Genomic DNA, 20333 nt, shown 5'->3' with positions numbered 1-20333 from the left:
CTATGGGGATTCCTGGGGCGGGCGCAAACTATTTTTTCGACGAGTTTTCAGGAACCTTGCCCGTCGTCTCCCACAACCTCCTGACCTGCACAGATGGCCAGGACATCGGTGCCGAACCGGTCCAGCTTGCGGGCGCCGACGCCGGAGATCACCGCAAGCTCCCCGCCGGTGGACGGCACGGCCTCGGCGATCGCCATCAGCGTCTTGTCGGTGAACACGCAGTACGGCGGCTGCCCCAGCCGGCTCGCCTGGCCGGCCCGCCAGTCGCGCAGCCGCTCGTACAGGCCCTCGTCCATGTCCGACGGGCAGTCCTCGCAGCGCATCAGCTTCATCTCACCGGCTTCGGTGAGCGTCTTGCCGCACACCCGGCACAGGACCGGGCCGCGCCGGGTCCGCTTGCGGGCGGGGCCGCGCTCGACGCCGGCCGTGCCGCCCCCTGTCGCCGACCGGGCGCCGAGCGCGGCGGAGCCCGGCCGCAGGCCGTTGAGGAAGCGGCTGGGGCGTCGCGAGGGGCGTCCGCCCGGAGCCCGCGAGAGCGACCAGGACAGGGCCAGGTGCACCCGGGCCCGGGTGACGCCCACGTACAGCAGGCGCCGCTCCTCCTCGATCTGCTCGTCGGTCTTCGCGTACGTGATCGGCATCATGCCCTCGGTGAGGCCGACCAGGAAGACCGCGTCCCACTCCAGGCCCTTGGCGGCGTGCAGCGAGGCGAGGGTGACGCCCTCGACGGTCGGCGCGTGCTGGGCGGCGGCGCGTTCGTCGAGCTCGGCGACCAGGTCGGAGAGGGTCGCGCCGGTCTTGGCACGCGCGAAGTCCTCTGCGAGGCGGACCAGCGCCGCCAGCGATTCCCAGCGGTCGCGCACCGCGCCCGAACCCGCGGGGGGCTGGGAGGTCCAGCCCTTGGTGCCGAGGACGGCCCGCACCTGGGACGGCAGGTCCACGGCGTCGTCGAGCAGCGAGTCGTTGCCGCCGGCGCGGGCGGCACCGCGCAGGGCCACGCCCGCTTCGCGCACCTCCGGCCGTTCGAAGAACCGTTCGGCGCCGCGCAGCTGGTAGGGCACGCCCGCGTCGGCCAGGGCCTGCTCGTAGATCTCCGACTGGGCGTTGATCCGGTAGAGCACGGCGATCTCGCCGGCCGAGATCCCGGAGGCGATGAGGTCGCGGATGCGCCGGGCCGTGCCCTCGGCCTCGGCGGGCTCGTCCACGTACTCCGTGTAGAGCGGTTCGGGGCCGGGCTCACGCTGGGAGACGAGTTCCAGGCGGTGTTCGGCGGCGCGGCCGCGCGCCTGGCCGAGCAGGCCGTTGGCGAGGTGGACCACCTGGGGTGTCGAGCGGTAGTCCCGGACGAGCTTGACGACCGTCGCGTTCGGGTGGCGGGTGCGGAAGTTCAGCAGGTGGTCGGGGGTGGCGCCGGTGAACGAGTAGATGGTCTGGCTGGCGTCGCCGACGACGCAGAGGCTGTCACGGTCGCCGAGCCACAGTTCGAGCAGGCGCTGCTGGAGGGGGCTGACGTCCTGGTACTCGTCGACCACGAAGTGCTGGTACTGGCTGCGGATCTGTTCGGCGATGTCGTGCCGGTCCTGGAGGACGCCGACTGTGAGGAGCAGCACATCCTCGAAGTCGATCACGCCTCGGTCGCGCTTGAGCTCTTCGTAGGTCGCGTAGATCTGGGAGATCTCGGCGGGGTCGCGCGGGGCGTCGCGCAGGGACTTGGCGACCGCGGCCGGGTAGTCGGCGGGGACGGTCTGGGTGACCTTCGCCCACTCGATCTCGCTGGTGACATCGCGCAGTTCGTTGCGGTCGAGCCGGACGCGGCAGCGGGCGCCCGCCTCGGCGACGAGCTGGACCTTCCGCTCGACGAGCCGGGGCAGTTCGCCGCCGACCGCCTTGGGCCAGAAGTACTGGAGCTGGCGCAGGGCGGCGGAGTGGAAGGTGCGGGCCTGGACGCCGCCCGCGCCGAGCTGGCGCAGGCGGCCGCGCATCTCGCCCGCGGCGCGGTTGGTGAACGTGACAGCCAGCACACTGCCGGGGTGCAGTATTCCGGCCCGCACTCCGTACGCGATCCGGTGGGTGATCGCGCGCGTCTTGCCCGTGCCGGCTCCTGCCAGCACGCACACCGGTCCGTGCAGGGCCGTCGCGACCTCGCGCTGCTCGGGGTCGAGCCCGTCGAGCACCGCGTCCGCCGAGTCGGGGACCTGTGGGAAGAGGGAGGAGTGCGTTGCTGCTGTCACCCCAACATGCTGCCAGGTCGGCGGAGGCGGACGGGACGCGTTGTCCACAGGGGGTGAGATTCATCGTATTAACGCGGGAATGGCGGCCGGGTCGCGTACGTTCAATCCCTTGGCGTTCACCCATCCAGCCGAACATGAGGAGTGCGAGAGCATGCCGGGCACTGTGACGATGTACAGCACCACGTGGTGCGGCTACTGCCGCCGGCTGAAGAGCCAGATGGACCGCGAGGGCATCGCGTACAACGAGATCAACATCGAGCAGGACCCGGACTCGGCGGCCTTCGTCGAGAAGGCGAACGGCGGCAACCAGACGGTTCCGACCGTGCTCTTCGCCGACGGCTCGACCCTCACGAACCCGTCGCTCGCCCAGGTCAAGCAGAAGATCGGCGTCTGATCCGGGCTGCTTCGCCGTCAGGCGTCCGCCACGCGCGCGTACGAAGGCCCCCACCGTGCAGGTGGGGGCCTTTCGCGTACCGCCCGGGCTCGCGTCCGGGCCTGGCTCCGGGCCTCAGTGTGTCGGCTTGGGCAGGGGCTTGCCGTACCAGAGTTCGATGAGGCGGGCCGCGATCGAGATGCCGAACGGGGGCAGCACCTCGCCGGACTCGAAGGCGGCGCTCAGGTCCTCGCGGGAGAACCAGCGGGCCTCGTGGATCTCCTCGCCGTCCACGTTGATCTCGGACGATGTGGCGTGCGCCATGAAGCCGAGCATCAGGCTGGAGGGGAACGGCCAGGGCTGGCTGGCGACGTACTCGACCTCGCCGACCGTGACGCCCGCCTCCTCGAAGACCTCGCGGCGCACCGACTGCTCGATGGACTCGCCGGGCTCGACGAAGCCCGCCAGCGTCGAGAAGCGGCCCTCCGGCCAGTGCACCTGGCGGCCGAGCAGCGCGCGGTCCTCCTCGTCCGTGACCAGCATGATCACGGCCGGGTCGGTGCGCGGGTAGTGCTCGGCGCCGCACGCCTGGCAGCGCCGGATGTGGCCGGCGGCCGCGATGACCGTGCGCTCGCCGCAGCGCGAGCAGAAGCGGTGCAGCCGCTGCCAGTTCTCCAGGGCGACCGCGTGGACCAGCAGGCCCGCGTCGCGGGGCGAGAGCAGGAGCCCGGCCTCGCGCAGCCCGGCCGCGCGCGCGGACTGGTCCATCCGGCCCGGCAGGGAGTCCTTCTGCAGCGCGAAGTAGCTGACGCCGTCGTCGTCGGTGCCCAGGAAGTAGCGGTGGGTCTCGGTGACGGGGGCCTCGAAGGCCGGGGTCATCACGAGTTCGGTGCGGCCGTCGGCGGTGTCGTCGATCAGTACCTGCCCGCCGGAGACCACGAAGACCCTGGTCGACGGGTGGCTCCAGGCCGCCGCCAGCCAGGCCTCGTCCAGGCGGTGGTGCGCCGCGCGGTCGATGCCGCTCGGCTCGGTGAGGCCGATGGGCGTGGTCAGCCCGATCGGCCGGTCCGCGATGGCGTCACTGCTGGTGGTGCTGGTGGTGCTCACAGGTGCTTCCAACTCCCCCGGGTGGATGGGTTCAGCGGCGTTCGTTCAGCGGTGGTGCTCGGGTGCGGGCCGTGGACCTGGTGACCGCGCGGCCACCAGCTCGTACGGCCCGCTGGTTCAGGTGCGTACGGCCGCGAGGTCGCCCCACAGGTGGGCGGTGGTCTCGACGCCCTTGAGCAGGAGGTCGATCTCGACCTTCTCGTTGGGCGCGTGCCAGCCGTCGGAGGGGACCGAGATCCCCAGGAACAGCACCGGCGCGCCGAGCACGTCCTGGAGGTCGGCGGCCGGGCCGGAGCCGCCCTCGCGCGTGAAGCGGATCTTCTGCCCGAAGGCGCGGCCCATGGCCCGTACGACCGACTGCAGGGCCGGGTGGTCCAGCGGCGTCAGGCACGGGCGCGTGCCCGCGCTGAAGGCCGTCTCGTGCCGGATGCCGTCCGGCACCTGCGTCGCGACCCACTCCGTGACCAGCTTCTCGATCCGGTCCGGGTCCTGCCCCGCGACCAGCCGGAAGGACAGCTTCACCATCGCCGACGACGGGATGATCGTCTTGCCGCCGGAGCCCTGGTAGCCGCCGCCGATGCCGTTGACCTCGGCGGTCGGCCGGGCCCAGACGCGTTCGAGCGTGGAGTATCCGGCTTCGCCGTGGGGCGCGCGCGACTTGGCGGTCCGCAGCCACTCCTCCTCGTCGAAGGGCAGCTCGGCCACGAGCTGCCGCTCGGCGTCGGTCAGTTCGGCGATGCCGTCGTAGAAGCCGGGCACGGTGACGCGCTCGTCGCCGTCGTGCAGCGCCGCGACCAGGCGGGCGGCGGCGGTGGCCGGGTTGGGCACGGCGCCGCCGAAGGAGCCGGAGTGGATGTCCTGGTCCGGCCCGTACAGCCGGATCTCGCACTCGGCGAGGCCGCGCATGCCCGTACACACCGTAGGTGTGTCCTTCGACCACATGCCGGTGTCGGAGACGATCACGGCGTCGGCGGCGAGCCGGTCCGCGTGCGCCTCGACGAGGGCGCGGAAGTTCGGCGACCCGGACTCCTCCTCGCCCTCGACCAGCAGCTTCAGGTTGACGGCGGGAGCGGTGCGGCCGGTGGCGGCCAGATGCGCGCGGACGCCCAGGGTGTGGAAGAACACCTGGCCCTTGTCGTCCGCCGCGCCGCGCCCGTACAGCCGGCCCTCGCGCAGCTCCGGCTCGAACGGCTCGGTGTGCCAGCCGTCCTCGCGCGCGGCGGGCTGTACGTCGTGGTGGCCGTAGACGAGGACGGTGGGGGCCTCGGGGTCACCGGAGGGCCACTCGGCGTAGACGGCCGGGGCGCCCGGGGTCTCCAGGACCTCGGTGACCGGGAAGCCGGTCTCCCTGAGCTTGGCGGCGAGCCAGTCGGCGCTGCGCCGTACGTCGGCGTCGTGTTCGGGCTGGGCCGACACGGACGGGATCCGCAGCCACTCGGCGAGGTCGTCGAGGAAGGCGGCGCGGTGCTGCTCGATGTACGCGCGTACGGTCGCGTCGACTGCGGTCTGGACGGCGCTGTCCGGGGTCTCGCTCATGCCATTGAGCCTATCCGGCCGCTGGTGGTGGCATGTCCGCCGGTGTCCCGGCCAGGCCCTGCGGGGACGCGCGGAAGGCGGCCTCGCGCGCGTGCCCGCGTTCCGCGCCGCCCTCGCGCGCGTGCTCGCTCCCGCCCAGCAGGATCCGTTCCAGTTCGGCGCGGCCGGGCAGGCGTGCCGGACGTACGGTCTGCCCGGTCCGTACGTACAGGAAGGCGGCGGTGACGGATTCCAGCGGGACGCCGTGCTGTTCGGCCCAGGCGAGGCGGTAGACGGCGAGCTGGAGGGGATCGCCGGTGGCGCCGCGGCCGGTCTTCCAGTCGACGATCTCGTACGTGCCGGGGGCCTCGCCCGCGTACACCGCGTCGATACGGCCGCGGATCACCCGGCCCGCGAGCGTGAGCTGGACCGGCGCTTCGGTGCGGAGCGGGGTGCGGCGCGCGTACGGGGAGCGCTCGAAGGCCTCCTTGAGGGCGGCCAGATCGCGCTCGTCGGCGATGTCCGCGTCGGTGTCGTCGCCGCCGGGCAGCTCGTCGGGGCCGAGCATGGGCAGGGGCAGCTCCTCGAACCGGGACTCCACCCAGGCGTGGAAGCGGGTGCCGCGGCGGGCCGCGGGCTGCGGCGGCTTCGGCATCGGGCGGGCCAGCTCCTGGGCGAAGCCGTCGGGGTCGGCGGCGAGCCGCAGCAGCTCGGAGGCGGTGAGCGAGGACGGCACGGGGACGTCACGGGTGGCGGCGCGGGAGCGGCGGAGCTCGGTGGTCAGCGCCTCCAGGTCGCGGTCCCAGGAGTTGATGGCGCGGCGCTCCTCGGGGGTGAGCGCGTACGGGGGGTCGGCGTCGGCGCGGCTGTGCTGAACGGGCACGTCGGCGTGCGCGCGGGCCTGCGGCGGGGCCGGGTGGGGCGCTGGGGCGTGCGGGCGTGCCTGGGCGTGCGTGGGTGGCTGCGGCGGGGCCGGGCGCTGGGTCGGCAGTCCGTCCCAGTCGTCCGCCAGCGCGGACAGGTCGGCGAAGTCGTCGCCCGTACCGTCGTGCGGGAAGTCGAAGTCGCGCAGGTCGTCCGGCGCGAAGGGGTCGTCCTCGTAGGGACCGTCCGCGTGGACGTCACCCTCGGAGTCGCTGCCCTCAAAGACGCTGTCCTCGAAGGCGCCATCTTCATGGACGCCGTCTACGTAGGCGCCGTCTGCGTACGCATCGTCCTCGTACACGCCTTCCTCGTGCGCGAACGCCCGCTCCTCGCGCGCGTAGTGCGTGTCCGCGGCGGGTGCTCCCTCCGCGTCCAGGTACGCCAGGACCGTCTCGGCCGCGGCCCGGCGGCGTGCCAGGGAAGCGGGGTCGAGCGGGAGCGGCCACGCGTGCGTGGCGGCGGACTCGCCCAGCGCGGGGTTCTCGGCGTCCTCGGCCGGTTCGCCGGCCCACACCTCGATCTCGCCGTGGCCGCTCTCGCAGTGGGCGTACAGGGCGTGCAGGAACTCGGACGGGCCGCGCCTCTTCTTCTGGCTGGGGCCCCACCAGTGGCCCGAGCCCAGGAGCAGCGAGCGCGGGCGGGTGAACGTCACGTAGCCCAGGCGCAGTTCCTCCGTGTGCTGGTGCTCCTTCAGATCCTCCTTGAACGCCTTGAGGCCCTTGGCATCCCACTGCGGGGTGCCCGGCAGCGTCGGGGCGTCGCCGCGCAGCGCGTGCGGCAGGACCTTGGCCTGGGCGGTCCAGGCGTCGCGCGGCTGGGTGGACGGGAAGGTCCCGGTGACCAGGCCGGGGACGGCGACCACGTCCCACTCAAGTCCTTTGGACTTGTGGGCGGTGAGCACCTTCACCGTGTTCTCGCCGCCGGGCAGGGCGTTGTCCAGGCCCTTCTCGTACTGGGCGGCGGTGCGCAGGAAGCCGAGGAAGGCGAGGAGCGTGGCCTCGCCGTCGAGGGCGGCGAACCCGGCGGCCGTGTCCAGGAAGTTGGCGAGGGTCTCGCGGCGGCGGGCCGCCAGCGCGTGCGGCGAGGCGGAGAGCTCGACTTCCAGGCCGGTCACGGTGAGGACGCGGTGGAGTACGTCCATGAGCGGATCGGCGAGCGAGCGGCGCAGCTCGCGCAGCTCGGCGGCGAGCCGGGCGAAGCGGACGCGCGCCTCGGCGGAGAACGGCAGTCCGTCGTCCTCGCCGTCGGCCGACTCCAGGAACGTGTCGAGGGCGTCCGCGAGGGAGATCACCTCGGCCGGGTCGACGCCTTCGACGGCGTCCGCGAGCCGCTGGTCCGGGTCGTCCGACCCGGCCCTGTCCCGGCTGACCAGCCGGCGGGCCCGACGGCCGAGCAGGGCCAGGTCACGGGGGCCGATGCGCCAGCGGGGGCCGGTCAGGACGCGGACGAGCGAGGCGTTGGCACCCGGGTCCTGCAGGACCTCGCAGACGGCCACCAGGTCGGCGACCTCGGGGAGGTGGAGCAGCCCGGAGAGGCCGACGACCTCGACGGGGATGTCGCGCGCGACGAGGGCGCCCTGGATCTGCGGGAAGTCGCCCGCCGTCCGGCACAGGACGGCGATCTCGCCGGGCTCCTTGCCGGTGCGCACGAGGTGCGCGAGGGAGTCCGCGAGCCAGTCGATCTCCTGCTGGTGGGTGTCGAGCAGGGCGATGCGGACGGTGCCGTCGCGCTCGGCGCCGGGGGCGGGGCGCAGCGCCTCGACGCCCTCGTGCATCGCGCGCAGGGGCGCGGCCAGCGAGTTGGCGAGGTCCAGGAGGCGGCCGCCGCTGCGGCGGTTCTCGCTGAGCGAGTGGCGGGTGGCGGGGCGGCCGTCCGCGTACGCGAAGTGGCGCGGGAAGTCGTCGAGGTTGGCCACGGAGGCGCCGCGCCAGCCGTAGATGGCCTGGCAGGGGTCGCCGACGGCGGTCACGGCGTGTCCGGTGCCCTCGCCGAACAGGGCGGCGAGCAGACGGCGCTGGGCGACCGAGGTGTCCTGGTATTCGTCGAGCAGCACGACGCGGAACTCGTCGCGCAGGATCCGGCCGACTTCGGGGCGGGTCAGGGCCAGCTCGGCGGAGAGGGCGATCTGGTCGCCGAAGTCGAGGAGGTCACGGCTTTTCTTGGCATCCCGGTAACGGACGGTGAGGTCGAGGAGTTCCAGCCTTCCCTCGGCCGCCTCGGGCACCTTGCGCAGATCGGCGTTGCTGAGCTTCGCGCCCTCCAGCGCGCGCAGCAGCTCGCGGTCGTGCGCCCGCAGCGCGTCCGGTCGTACGAGGTGCTCGGCGAGCTCGGCGTCCAGCGCCAGCAGGTCGCTGACCAGGGAGGCGAAGGACTTGGTCAGCGCGGGGTAGGGGCCGGGGGCCTCGCGCAGCACGCGCGCGGCGAGCTGGTACCGGGTGGCGTCCGCCAGCAGCCGCGAGGTGGGTTCGAGCCCTATGCGCAGGCCGTGGTCGGCGAGGAGCTGCCCGGCGAAGGCGTGGTAGGTGGAGATGCGCGGCTCGCCCGGGGGGTTGTCCGGGTCGATCACGTCCGGGTCGGTGATGCCCGCGCGGACCAGGGCCGTACGCACGCGTTCGGCGAGCTCGCCCGCGGCCTTGTTGGTGAAGGTGAGCCCGAGGACCTGCTCGGGGGCCACCTGCCCGGTGCCGACCAGCCAGACCACCCGGGCCGCCATCACGGTGGTCTTCCCGGACCCGGCGCCGGCCACGACGACCTGCGGGGCGGGCGGGGCGGTGATGCACGCCGTCTGCTCCGGGGTGAACGGGATGCCGAGGAGTTCTTTGAGCTCTTCGGGGTCGGTGAGGATGGGCACCCCAGAGAGGCTAACGGGGACCACTGACAACTGTGGTCCGCGTCATGTCGTCAAGCTCCGTGCGCGGTGGCCCGTCGTGATGGCGAGGTCCCGTGAGCGGTGGGCCCGTCGTGAGCGGTGGGGCCCGTCGTGGGCGGTGGGGCTCGTCGTGGGCGGTGGGGCCCGTCGTGGGCGGTGGGGCTCGTCGTGGGCGGCGGGTCCCCGCTCGGCGTCAGGCCCCCGCTCTGCGTCAGGCCTCTCCCTCAACAGGCGCGAGAATCCGTAATTCTGTGGGACTGCTGGGCGCTGATGGATACATGACAGGTGGGGGTGACCCTCGTCACGTCGGGCCCGTCCGGCACTCCAGGCTCGTCACTCCAGCACCTGCCGCCCCTCCGGCTGGGCCGAGCACGATGTACGGAAGGTGCAGGTCGTGCAGTGCTGGCCCGGGTTCGGGGTGAAGCGTTCGTCCAGGACGCGGCCCGCCGCCGTGGCCAGCAGGTCGCCGACCCACTCCCCCGCCGGCGGCTCCTGGGCCTGCACCTTCGGGTACGCCTCGCCGCCCTCCTTCTTGGGCGCGGCCTGGCGCAGATGGACCAGTTCGGCGCCGCCGGGGGCCGGGCGCGCGCCCGCGAACGCCTCGTCGACCGCGCCCTCGGCGACCGCCAGCTGATAGACCGCCAGCTGCGGATGCGCGGCCACTTCGTTGGCGGTGGGCGCCTGCTTGCCGGTTTTGAAGTCGACTACGTAGGCCCGGCCCGCCTCGTCCCGCTCGACCCGGTCCATAGAGCCCCGGATGCGGACCTCGTACTCGCCCGCCTCCAGCGTCACGTCGAAGTCGTGCTCGGTCGCGACGGGGGTGCGGCCGGTGCGGTCCAGGGTGTGCCAGCGCAGGAACCTCTCCAGCGCCACGCGCGCGTTGTTCTTCTCCTGAAGCGACTTCCAGGGCGCGTCGAAGGCGAGCGCGTCCCACACCGAGTCGAGCCGTTCCATCAGTACGGCCAGGTCCGCGGGCGTACGGCCGGAGGCGACCTCGTCCGCGAGCACGTGCACGACGTTGCCGAAGCCCTGTGCGGCGGTGGCGGGCGCGTCCGCCTTCACCTCGCGCCCCAAGAACCATTGCAGGGCGCACGTGTTGGCGAGCTGGTCGAGCGCGCTGCCGGAGAGCACGACCGGGTGATCGCGGTCGCGCAGGGGAACCTCGGAACGCGTCGGCTCGTTCAACCCCCACCAGCGGTACGGGTGGGCCGCGGGCACCAACGGCTGGCCCTCGTCGTCGGCGAGGGCGGCGAGGCGGGCGAGGCGGCGGGCGGCTGCGTCCCTCAGCTGCGGCGACGCGTCGGGGTCGACGGTGGTGGCGCGCAGCTCCGCCACCAGCGCGGCGACGGCGAGAGGGCGGCGGGGGCGGCCCGTGACGTCCTTGGGCTCCTCGCCGAGCTCGGCGAGGAAACGGGAGGGCTGGTCGCCGTCGTCGGCCGTGGCCTTGACGGCGGTCACCACGACACGGTCGCGCGCGCGGGTGGCGGCGACGTAGAAGAGGCGGCGCTCCTCGGCCAGCAGGGCGCCGGGCGTGAGCGGTTCGGCGAGCCCGTCGCGGCCGATGCGGTCGGCCTCCAGGAGGGAGCCGCGGCGGCGCAGGTCGGGCCAGAGCCCTTCCTGGACGCCCGCGACGACGACCAGGCTCCACTCCAGGCCCTTGGAGCGGTGGGCGGTCATCAGGCGTACGGCGTCGGGCCGCGCGGCACGCCGGGTGAGGGTGTCGGCGGCGATGTCCTGCGCGTCGACCTCCTCCAGGAAGTTGAGGGCGCCCCGGCCGCCGGTGCGCTCCTCGGCGCGCGCGGCGGTGTCGAACAGCGCGCACACCGCGTCGAGATCGCGGTCGGCGTTGCGGCCCGCGGCGCCGCCGCGCAGGGCCGCGCGCTCCAGGCGCTGGGGCCACGGGGTGCCGCTCCACAGCTCCCACAGGGCCTCGGCGGCCGTGCCGCCGCCTTCCAGGAGCTCGCGGGCCTTGCGCAGCAGCGCGCTCAGGCGCTGGGCGCCCCGGGCGTACGCGGGGTCGTGGGCGACGAGCCGTTCGGGCTCGGCGAGCACGCGCGCGAGGAGGACGTCGGAGGGCGGCGGCACCCGGTTGCCCGCCGCCCGCTCCTCGTCGCGCAGGGCGCGGCCGAGGCGGCGGATGTCGGCGCTGTCCATGCCGCCGAGGGGGGAGGTGAGCAGGTCGAGAGCGGTCTCGGGGTCGAGCCAGCCGGGCGCGGCGGAGGGCTGGGGGGCGTCGTCGTCCGGACCCGGGGCGTCGGCCTGCGGCGCGCTGCCGTCCGGGGCGGAGGCGTCGGCCTGCGATGCGCTGTCCTGGGCGGCTTCGGGCCCGGAGGCGTCGGTCGCAGGGGCGGCCTGGGACACAGAGGCAGTCTCAGACCCAGGGGCGTCCTCGGACACGGCGACGGCCTCGGACCCAGACGCGGCCCCGGACACGGCTCCAGCCTCAGCCTCGGCCACCGCTTCGGCAGGACTCACCGCACCCGGCGCCGCCTCCCCGGCCTCCTCCGCCGACTCCCCCGCCATCCGCGGCGGCGATGCCAGCGCCGCCGTGGCCACCGCCCGCAGGGCGGACAGCAGGGGTGTCACCGCCGGCTCGTGGCGCAGGGGGACGTCGGTGCCGTCCACCTCGACCGGGACGCCCGCCGAGGTCAGGGCGCGGCGCAGGGCGGGCAGGGCGCGGGTGCCCGCTCGGGTGAGGACCGCGATCTCATGCCACGGCACGCCCTCCTCCAGGTGGGCGCGGCGCACGATGTCGGCGATGTTCTCCAGCTCGGCGGAGGCCGTCGGGTAGGTGTACGCCTCGACCCGGCCCCCCGAACGCACCGCCGTCAGCTCGCGGTGGGCCCGTACCTTCTCGGCGGGCAGCCGCGGCATCGGCATCCGCCGGGTCAGCAGCCGGGTCGCGGTGAGCAGCGCGGCGCCCGAGCGGCGGGACGTGGTCAGGACCTCGACCGGCGCCGGAGCGCCGTCAACGCGCCGAAACGTGTCCGGAAAGGCAAGGATCCCGTTGACGTCGGCGCCCCGGAACGCGTAGATCGACTGGTCCGGGTCGCCGAAGGCGACCAGCGTGCGGCCGTCGCCCGCGAGGGCCCGCAGCAGGCGGACCTGAGCGGGGTCGGTGTCCTGGTACTCGTCCACGAACACGGCGTCGTACGCGTCGGCGAGCCAGGCGCCGTGCGGTGCGGAGGAGGAGACGTGGGACGACGTGCCAAGGCGGCTGCCGCGCTCGGCGAGCAGGACGGCCCGGTGGACCAGTTCCGCGTAGTCCAGTACGCCCTGCAGATCGAGGACGTCGAGATATTCGGCCAAGAACCCGGCCGCCGCGCGCCAGTCGGGGCGGCCGGTGCGCCGGGCGAAGTCGGCCAGCGAGTCGGGGGCCAGGCCCAGTTCGCGGCTGCGGGCGAGCACCGCGCGCACCTCGTCCGCGAAGCCGCGCGTGGTCAGACAGGCGCGCAGTTCGTCGGGCCAGCGGACGTGGTCGAGTCCGGCCTTCTCCAGGCCGAGGTGGCCGGCCAGCAGGTCACGGACGGCCACGTCCTGTTCGGGCCCGGACAGCAGGCGCAGCGGTTCGGCGAACAGGTCGGCGTCCTGGTGGGCGCGGACCAGGGCGTAGCAGTAGGAGTGGAAGGTGGTGGCCTGCGGCCCGCGGGTGCCGCCCAGGCGCAGCGCCATGCGGTCGCGCAGCTCGACCGCCGCCTTGCGGCTGAAGGTGAGGACGAGGATCCGCTCGGGGTCGGCGCCCGCGGCCACGCGCGCGGCGACCGCCTCGACGAGTGTGGTGGTCTTGCCGGTACCGGGTCCGGCGAGGACGAGCAGCGGCCCCTGAGCATGGTCAACCACCGCCCGCTGGCGTGCGTCCAGCACAGGGGGATCCACCGGGCTCAGCGGGGTACGCACCAGTCGGTACGCGCCGGCGGACCGCCGTCGTACCTGCGGGTACGTCGTACGCCCGGTGAAAGAGGAGGAGCTCACGTGGATCGCCGGTCCTGGTGGGTGTGCTGGTGGTGACGGTGGGGAAGATGCCCGTGCCGACTGTCGACGGTACGCCGAAGCGGACCCGTCGTGCGGCGAGTCATCCGTACGGGCCTGTGGCCGCCCCCGCCGGCGCCCGATGGTCGAAGCTGTCAGATATGAGCCGCCCCGCCGCCGACCTCGCGCTCCGCGCCCGCCGCCCGCGCGGTGTCCTCGGCATGCCCGCCGCCGTCCCGGCCCACAGGACCGCCGTCCCGGCTCCCCGCTTCGTCCGTACCGTCCAGGGCGCCGCCATCCCAGCGCGCGCGGCGCATGTCCAGGCGCGGCACATGGCCCTCGGCGGACCGGCTCGCCTCGCGCAGCGGGGTGGACTCCTCCCGGTAGTGCCCGAGCGCGCGCAGCTCGTGGCCGGGGAGCAGCGCGCCGTCCGCGCGCACCACACGCCACCACGGCACACCGCCGCCGTACAGCGCCATGACGCGGCCGACCTGGCGGGGCCCGCCCTCGCCGAGCCATTCGGCGACGTCCCCGTACGTCATCACCCGGCCCGGCGGGATCCGCTCGGCGACGTCCAGGACCCGTTCGGCATACTCCGGGAGTTCCGGCAGCTCATCGCTCACCCTGTTCATCCTGCCGTACGCCACCGACAGTGGAGCCGGGAGCAGGCTCCCGCAGACCGCGCGCACTATGGCTGGAGGGCGTGTACCGCACCGCGTACGCCCCCTCGACGCACCCTGATGCCCCCCTGGGGGGCCTGGTCATGCCACCATCATCCGGGCGGTGACCGGTGATACGAGAGCACGAAGACCGGGCGGAAGACCAGACCGGCGAGACAGCGGACCACGAGACAGCGGACCAGACGGCGAAGGAGCGGGGCGTGCAGCCACCCGAAGCGGCGGCCAGCAGCACCCCACAGGCGGGGGCGCGCCCGGACGTACCCGCGTCCGGCCCCACGTCCGCGTCCGATCACGCGTCCGTGCCCGCGCCCGGCTCCACCGGCGCGGGTGAGCCCCGGCATCCGTCGGGCGCCACGGCCGCGTCGGCGGGCGCGAAGGCCGCGAAGAACGCCGAGAAGGCGGGCGGCAAGCCCGGTCCCGACGGCTGTGCGGGCGCCGCCTCCATCGACCGCGTCTCCGTGGACGAACCCCTGCTCCCCGCGCGCGTGCACCGCCCCTCCGACCTCGTACGGCTGATCAGCGGCGTCCTCGCCATCGCGATCGTCCTCACCATCGCCGCCATCGCCCACCACACCACGTCCGGCCTGGAGCAGGACATCAGCAAGGGCTCGGACCAGGCACCGGACGTGCTGATCCGGCTGGCCGGTCTGGTGTCCTCGATCGCCGTGCTGATCCTTCCGGTCGCGTTCGCCATCGAGCGGCTGATCAAACGCGACGGGCTGCGCATCGCGGACGGTGTGCTGGCGGCCGTGCTGGCGCACGGGGTCGCCCTCGCCACCGACCTCTGGGTGGCCAGGTCCGCGCCGGAGTCGATCACCGACGCGCTCACCCAGCCGTCCGGCACGGGCGGCCTCACCGACCCCGTGCACGGCTATCTCGCGCCGGTCATCGCCTATATGACGGCCGTCGGCATGGCCCGCAGACCCCGCTGGCGGGTCGCCCTGTGGGCGGTTCTGCTGCTCAACTCGTTCGCCGTCCTCGTCGGCGGCCAGACGACCCCGTTCTCGATCCTGGTCACGGTCCTGATCGGCTGGACCGTCGCGTACGGAACGCTGTACGCGGTCGGGTCGCCGAACGTCCGGCCCACCGGGCAGACCCTGCTCGCCGGGCTGCGCAACGTCGGCTTCCGCCCGCTGACCGCGATGCGCGCGGAGGACGTCCCGGACTCCATGGAGCAGGGCGACCGGGGCCGGCGCTACTTCGTCACGCTGGAGGACGCCTCCCCGCTCGACGTCACCGTCGTCGACCGCGAACAGCAGGCGCAGGGCTTCTTCTACCGGGTGTGGCGCCGGCTCACGCTGCGCTCCATCTCCACCCGCCGTTCCATCCAGTCGCTGCGCCAGGCCCTGGAGCAGGAGGCGCTGCTGGCGTACGCGGCGATCGCCGCCGGGGCCAACGCGCCGAAGCTCATCGCGACCTCCGAACTCGGCCCGGACGCCGTCATGCTCGTGTACGAGCACACCGGCGGCCGCTCCCTGGACTCGCTCGGCGACGAGGAGATCACCGACGAGCTGATGCGCGGCGCCTGGCGTCAGGTGCGGGCGCTGAAGTCGCGGCGCATCGCCCACCGCAGGCTCGCGGGAGACGCGATTCTGGTGGATCGTTCCGGCACCGTCATCCTGACGGATCTGCGCGGCGGCGAGATCGCGGCCGGTGATGTGGTGCTGCGGATGGACATCGCCCAGCTGCTCGTCACCCTGGGGCTGCGGGTCGGCGCCGAGCGGGCGGTGGCCGCCGCGGTGGACGTGCTCGGCCCGGACACCGTCGCCGACAGCCTCCCGCTGCTCCAGCCGATCGCGCTGAGCCGCTCCACGCGCGCGACGCTGCGCAAGCTGGCGCGCGAGCAGGCGCAGCGCGAGCGCGACGCGGTCATCGAGGCGTCGCTGGCGGCCAAGGAGGCGCGGGTCGCCGAGGCCGCCGCGGCCCGCCATCGCGACGCCGAGACGGTGAACGGCACGGCGGTGAACGGCGCAGCGGTGAACGGCACGGCGCCGAGCGCCGCAGGGGCGACGGCCGTCGGCGCCGAGGACGAGCGCAAGGCCGGACGCGCCGAGAGCAAGGCCGTGCGCGCCGAGAAGAAGGCCGAGAAGGAGGCCATCGACGAGGCGCTGGAGAACGCGCGCGAGGACGATCTGCTCACCCAGATCCGCCGTCAGGTGCTGCTGATCCGTCCGCAGGCGCCGGTGGAGCCGGTGCGTCTTGAGCGCATCAAGGTGAAGACGCTGCTGACGTTCGTCGCCGGTGCGATCGCCGCCTACTACCTGCTGGTGCAGATCACCCACATCCAGTTCGGCGAACTCGTCGCGAACGCGCAGTGGGGCTGGGTGGCGGCCGCCGTGCTCTTCTCGGCGCTCTCGTATCCGGCGGCGGCGGCGAGCCTGCTGGGCTTCGTGCCCGAGAAGGTGCCGTTCGGGCGGGCCGTGATCGCCCAGGTCGCCGGGTCGTTCGTGAAGCTCGTCGCCCCCGCCGCCGTCGGCGGTGTCGCGCTCAATACGCGGTTCCTGCAGCGCGCCGGGGTGCGGCCGGGGCTCGCGGTGGCCAGTGTGGGCGCGTCCCAGCTGTTCGGGCTCGCCTCGCACATCTCGCTGCTGCTGGTCTTCGGCTATGTGACGGGCACCGAGAAGACGCCCGACCTCTCGCCGTCCCGCACGGTGATCGCGGGTCTGCTGACGGCGGCCGTACTGATCCTGGTGGTGACCGCCATCCCGTTCCTGCGGAAGTTCGTGGTCACCCGGGTCCGGTCGCTCTTCGCCGGTGTCGTGCCGCGCATGCTCGACGTGCTCCAGCGTCCGCAGAAGCTGCTCACCGGCATCGGCGGGATACTGCTGATCACCGGCACCTTCGTGATGTGCCTCGACGCCTCGATCCGGGCGTTCGGCTCCGGCGCCAACACCCTCAGCTACGCGAGCGTGGCGGTGGTCTTCCTGACCGCCAACGCCCTGGGGTCGGCCGCGCCCACGCCGGGCGGTGTCGGCGCGGTGGAGCTGGCCCTGTCCACGGCGCTGACCTTCGCGGGTCTGCCGGCCGAGACGGCGGCCTCGGCCGTGCTGCTCTACCGGCTGCTCACCTTCTGGCTGCCGGTGCTCCCGGGCTGGCTGTGCTTCAACTACCTGACGCGCAGAGGCGAGCTCTGAGCTGACGCGCGGGCGTGCGCGACCCTCGCGTGCGTCCGAAGGCCACCCGCATGGCCCGCGGATGCGCGCGGGCCCGGGCCGCCGGGCCCACGATGGAGAGCATGGAGAACTCCGCCGCTCTGCGTGCCGCCTCTCTCGCCACCGCCACCGCCGTCGTCCTGCTGGCCGCCACCGGCTGCTCCGGCGGCGGGACCAAGGAGTCGTCCCCGGCCAAGCCGTCGGCGCTCGCCTCCCAGAAGCTGAGCTGGAAGAAGTGCGCCGCGCCCTCCCAGGCGGAGGGGAGCGGGCAGGCGCCCTCGCCGCCGCCCGGCGGAGGCGAGTGGAAGTGCGCCACCATGCGCGTGCCGCTCGACTACGACAAGCCCGCCGCCGGGACGATCGAGCTCGCCCTCATCCGGGCCGAGGCCACCCAGAAGGACAAGCGCATCGGGTCGCTGATCTTCAACTTCGGCGGTCCTGGCGGCTCCGGGGTGACCACCCTGCCCTCCGCCGCCAGCGACTACGACAAGCTCAGGACCCGGTACGACCTGGTGAGCTTCGACCCGCGCGGCGTCGGGTCCAGCGCGCCCGTGGAGTGCGAGAGCGACAGCCAGCTCGACCGCTACTTCGCCCAGGACTCCACGCCCGACGACGCGGCCGAGGAGAAGAGCCTCACCGAGAACATGAAGGAGTTCGCCGCGACCTGCCAGGCCAACTCGGGGCGGGTGCTGCCCCATGTCGGCACCACCAGCGCCGCGCGCGACATGGATCTGATGCGCCAGGTCCTGGGCGACGACAAGCTGTACTACTTCGGCATCTCCTACGGGACCGAACTGGGCGGGGTCTACGCCCACTTGTTCCCGAAGAACGTCGGCCGGGCCGTCTTCGACGCCGTCGTCGACCCCACCAGCACGGCCGAGCAGGGCGCGCTCGGCCAGGCCAAGGGCTTCCAGCTCGCCCTGGACAACTTCGCCCAGGACTGCGTGAACCGGGGCGACAAGTGCCGGCTGAAGGGGGCGACCGCCAAGGAGGTGGAGGCCGGGATCGTCAAGCTGCTCGCCGACCTCGACAAGCAGCCCATCCCGGGCAGCGGCCCCCGGCTGCTGACCCAGACCGAGGCGACCAACGGCATCGCGCAGTCGCTGTACTCCAAGGAGTACTGGCAGCTCCTCGAACAGGGCGTGGACGACGCGGAGGGCGGGGACGGCGCCCTTCTGCTCGCTCTGTCGGACGCGATGAACGGCCGGGCCAAGGACGGCACGTACAGCAACATCCAGGCCGCCAACACGGCCGTCAACTGTGCTGATTTCAAGGATCGTTACTCACTGGACCAAACGAAGGCCAAGCTGCCGGAGTTCCGCAAGGCGTCCCCTGTTTTCGGTGACTACCTCGGCTGGGGGCTGCTCGGCTGCACCTCCTGGCCCGTGCCGGGTCAGTGGAGCACCCCGGACGTGAGCGCGCCGGGCGCGGCGCCGATCGTCGTCATCGGCAACACGGGCGATCCGGCCACGCCGTACGCGGGCGCCCAGCACATGGTCGAGAAGCTCGGCCCGGGCGTCGGCGTGGAGCTGACGTACAAGGGGCAGGGCCACGGCTCGTACAACAGCAAGAACACATGCGTGCGGGACGCGGTGAACACGTATCTGCTGGACGGCAAGGCTCCGGCGGCCGGGACGGTCTGCCAGTAGCGCGGCGGGGGCGGCAGCCGGTCGGGCGTGCGTCAGGCCTGGGCGCGCTTCAGGGTGCGCAGGATCAGCCACTGGTCGCCCCAGGCCATCGCGGTGCCCAGGACCGCCATGACGACGCCGACGACGAGGCTGCCGCTCTCCGCGCCCATGGCGAGGCCCGCGAGGCTCAGGCCGAAGCGGACCGCGAAGCGGATGACGAGCAGGCCGAGCGCGAGCAGCCGGGTGCGCTTGTTCTTCCAGAGCGCCTTCATGTAGCGCATCCGGGCCTTCAGCACGGTGAGCGTGAGGACGATGTTCAGGGCGGCCACGACCGGGATCGCCCAGTAGACCACCGGGTACGCGCGGGCGATGTCGAAGACCCCGGCGAAGCAGCCGACGAGCGGGAAGTACCAGGTGGGCAGGCCCTTGATCTCCGGCTGCGCCGCGCTCCGCGGCTGCGTCCCGGTCTGCGGCGCCTCGGTCTTGCGCGCCTCGGCCCCGACCGTGCGGACCTGGTTCTCGATTGCCACCGTGCTCATCACAGTGCCCCCTTCGCGTGCGCTCTCTCGCTGACAACAGAAAGCTTCGCTGAGGGGGCACTGTGCCCGGCAGAGTGAACCGTCCCGGGTCCCGCAGGACAAATGTCCTGGTCGCCGGGGAACGGCCTGCCCATCCCTTGGATGGGCTCTGGGAGACGGGCTCTAGTAGATGGGCTTCTCCGGCTCGATCTGGTTGACCCAGCCGATGACGCCGCCGCCCACGTGGACCGCGTCCGCGAAGCCCGCGGACTTCAGGACGGCCAGCACCTCGGCCGAGCGGACACCGGTCTTGCAGTGCAGCACGATGCGCTTGTCCTGCGGGAGGTCCTGGAGGGCGTTGCCCATCAGGAACTCGTTCTTCGGGATCAGCTTTGCGCCCGGGATGGAGACGATCTCGTACTCGTTCGGCTCGCGGACGTCGATGATCTCGATCTTCTCGTCGGCGTCGATCCACTCCTTGAGCTGCTTGGGAGTGATCGTCGAGCCGAGCGCCGCCTCCTGGGCCTCCTCGGACACGACGCCGCAGAAGGCCTCGTAGTCGATGAGCTCGGTGACGGTCGGGTTCTCGCCGCAGACCGCGCAGTTCGGGTCCTTGCGGACCTTGACCTGGCGGTACTGCATCTCCAGGGCGTCGTAGATCATCAGGCGGCCGACCAGCGCGTCGCCGACGCCGGTGAGGACCTTGATGGCCTCGGTGACCTGGATGGAGCCGATGGACGCGCAGAGCACGCCCAGGACGCCGCCCTCGGCGCAGGAGGGGACCATGCCCGGCGGCGGGGGCTCCGGGTAGAGGCAGCGGTAGCAGGGACCGTGCTCGGACCAGAAGACCGAGGCCTGGCCGTCGAAGCGGTAGATCGAGCCCCACACGTACGGCTTGCCCAGCAGCACGCACGCGTCGTTGACGAGGTATCGCGTGGCGAAGTTGTCCGTGCCGTCGACGATCAGGTCGTACTGGCTGAAGATGTCCATCACGTTCTCGGCTTCGAGCCGCTCTTCGTGCAGGACCACGTTCACGTACGGGTTGATGCCGAGCACCGAGTCCTTGGCGGACTCGGCCTTGGAGCGGCCGATGTCGGCCTGGCTGTGGATGATCTGGCGCTGCAGGTTCGACTCGTCGACCTCGTCGAACTCCACGATGCCGAGCGTGCCGACACCGGCGGCGGCCAGGTACATCAGGGCCGGCGAGCCGAGGCCGCCGGCGCCCACACACAGCACCTTGGCGTTCTTCAGCCGCTTCTGGCCGTCCATCCCGACATCCGGGATGATCAGGTGGCGCGAGTACCTGCGGACCTCGTCTACGGTGAGCTCGGCAGCCGGCTCTACCAGGGGTGGCAGCGACACGTGAA

The 20333-nt window shown here is 72.9% G+C and carries 11 protein-coding genes; 3 read left to right on the top strand and 8 right to left on the bottom strand.

The features are described from left to right. Positions 1 to 47 precede the first annotated feature (47 nt). Positions 48 to 2231 carry an ATP-dependent DNA helicase UvrD2 gene (locus tag ACGFRG_RS26505; RefSeq protein WP_393267871.1) on the bottom strand — a complete coding sequence of 728 codons (2184 nt, stop codon included), beginning with the start codon at positions 2229 to 2231 and terminating at the stop codon, positions 48 to 50. A 151-nt stretch (positions 2232 to 2382) separates the two neighbouring features. On the opposite strand from ACGFRG_RS26505, the gene ACGFRG_RS26500 reads away from it, so the two are divergent. Next, positions 2383 to 2625 (top strand): mycoredoxin, encoded by a 243-nt coding sequence (locus tag ACGFRG_RS26500; protein ID WP_361430620.1) that lies wholly within the window; start codon positions 2383 to 2385, stop codon positions 2623 to 2625. Positions 2626 to 2739: 114 nt separating this feature from the next. Here the strand turns inward: ACGFRG_RS26500 and nudC are convergent, their stop codons facing one another. The 5 genes from nudC to ACGFRG_RS26475 all read right to left on the bottom strand — a co-directional run bounded on the left by nudC (position 2740) and on the right by ACGFRG_RS26475 (position 13620). Then, the gene (gene nudC, locus ACGFRG_RS26495; RefSeq protein ID WP_393267986.1) at positions 2740 to 3678 is read right to left on the bottom strand and encodes an NAD(+) diphosphatase; all 939 of its coding nucleotides are present in this window, start codon (positions 3676 to 3678) and stop codon (positions 2740 to 2742) included. A gap of 150 nt (positions 3679 to 3828) precedes the next feature. Further along, positions 3829 to 5247, bottom strand: coding sequence for a dipeptidase (locus ACGFRG_RS26490; protein WP_393267868.1), 1419 nt, complete (start codon positions 5245 to 5247; stop codon positions 3829 to 3831). A gap of 10 nt (positions 5248 to 5257) precedes the next feature. Beyond that, positions 5258 to 9031, bottom strand: a complete 3774-nt coding sequence (locus ACGFRG_RS26485) for a UvrD-helicase domain-containing protein (RefSeq protein WP_393267866.1) — start codon at positions 9029 to 9031, stop codon at positions 5258 to 5260. Between the two features lie 321 nt (positions 9032 to 9352). Further along, a complete protein-coding gene (locus ACGFRG_RS26480) occupies positions 9353 to 12991 on the bottom strand; it encodes a UvrD-helicase domain-containing protein (RefSeq protein ID WP_393267864.1) in 3639 nt (1212 codons plus the stop codon). A gap of 152 nt (positions 12992 to 13143) precedes the next feature. Continuing rightward, on the bottom strand, positions 13144 to 13620 hold the full coding sequence (locus tag ACGFRG_RS26475; protein WP_393267861.1) for an MGMT family protein: 477 nt from the start codon (positions 13618 to 13620) through the stop codon (positions 13144 to 13146). A gap of 248 nt (positions 13621 to 13868) precedes the next feature. On the opposite strand from ACGFRG_RS26475, the gene ACGFRG_RS26470 reads away from it, so the two are divergent. Together ACGFRG_RS26470 and ACGFRG_RS26465 are read left to right on the top strand one after the other, a co-directional pair. Continuing rightward, positions 13869 to 16802 (top strand): lysylphosphatidylglycerol synthase transmembrane domain-containing protein, encoded by a 2934-nt coding sequence (locus ACGFRG_RS26470; protein WP_361430613.1) that lies wholly within the window; start codon positions 13869 to 13871, stop codon positions 16800 to 16802. 101 nt (positions 16803 to 16903) lie between these two features. Continuing rightward, positions 16904 to 18469 carry an alpha/beta hydrolase gene (locus tag ACGFRG_RS26465; protein WP_361430612.1) on the top strand — a complete coding sequence of 522 codons (1566 nt, stop codon included), beginning with the start codon at positions 16904 to 16906 and terminating at the stop codon, positions 18467 to 18469. A gap of 32 nt (positions 18470 to 18501) precedes the next feature. Here the strand turns inward: ACGFRG_RS26465 and ACGFRG_RS26460 are convergent, their stop codons facing one another. Together ACGFRG_RS26460 and moeZ are read right to left on the bottom strand one after the other, a co-directional pair. Beyond that, on the bottom strand, positions 18502 to 18987 hold the full coding sequence (locus ACGFRG_RS26460) for a hypothetical protein (protein ID WP_361430611.1): 486 nt from the start codon (positions 18985 to 18987) through the stop codon (positions 18502 to 18504). Between the two features lie 162 nt (positions 18988 to 19149). Continuing rightward, positions 19150 to 20328 carry an adenylyltransferase/sulfurtransferase MoeZ gene (gene moeZ, locus ACGFRG_RS26455; protein ID WP_393267857.1) on the bottom strand — a complete coding sequence of 393 codons (1179 nt, stop codon included), beginning with the start codon at positions 20326 to 20328 and terminating at the stop codon, positions 19150 to 19152. Between the last annotated feature and the right edge of the window lie 5 nt (positions 20329 to 20333).

This window comes from Streptomyces sp. NPDC048696, from assembly GCF_043198895.1.
In the GTDB taxonomy this organism is placed as follows: Bacteria; Actinomycetota; Actinomycetes; order Streptomycetales; family Streptomycetaceae; genus Streptomyces.
The sequence above is the reverse complement of the archived record's forward strand: the minus strand, read 5'-3'. Positions and strand labels throughout refer to the sequence as shown.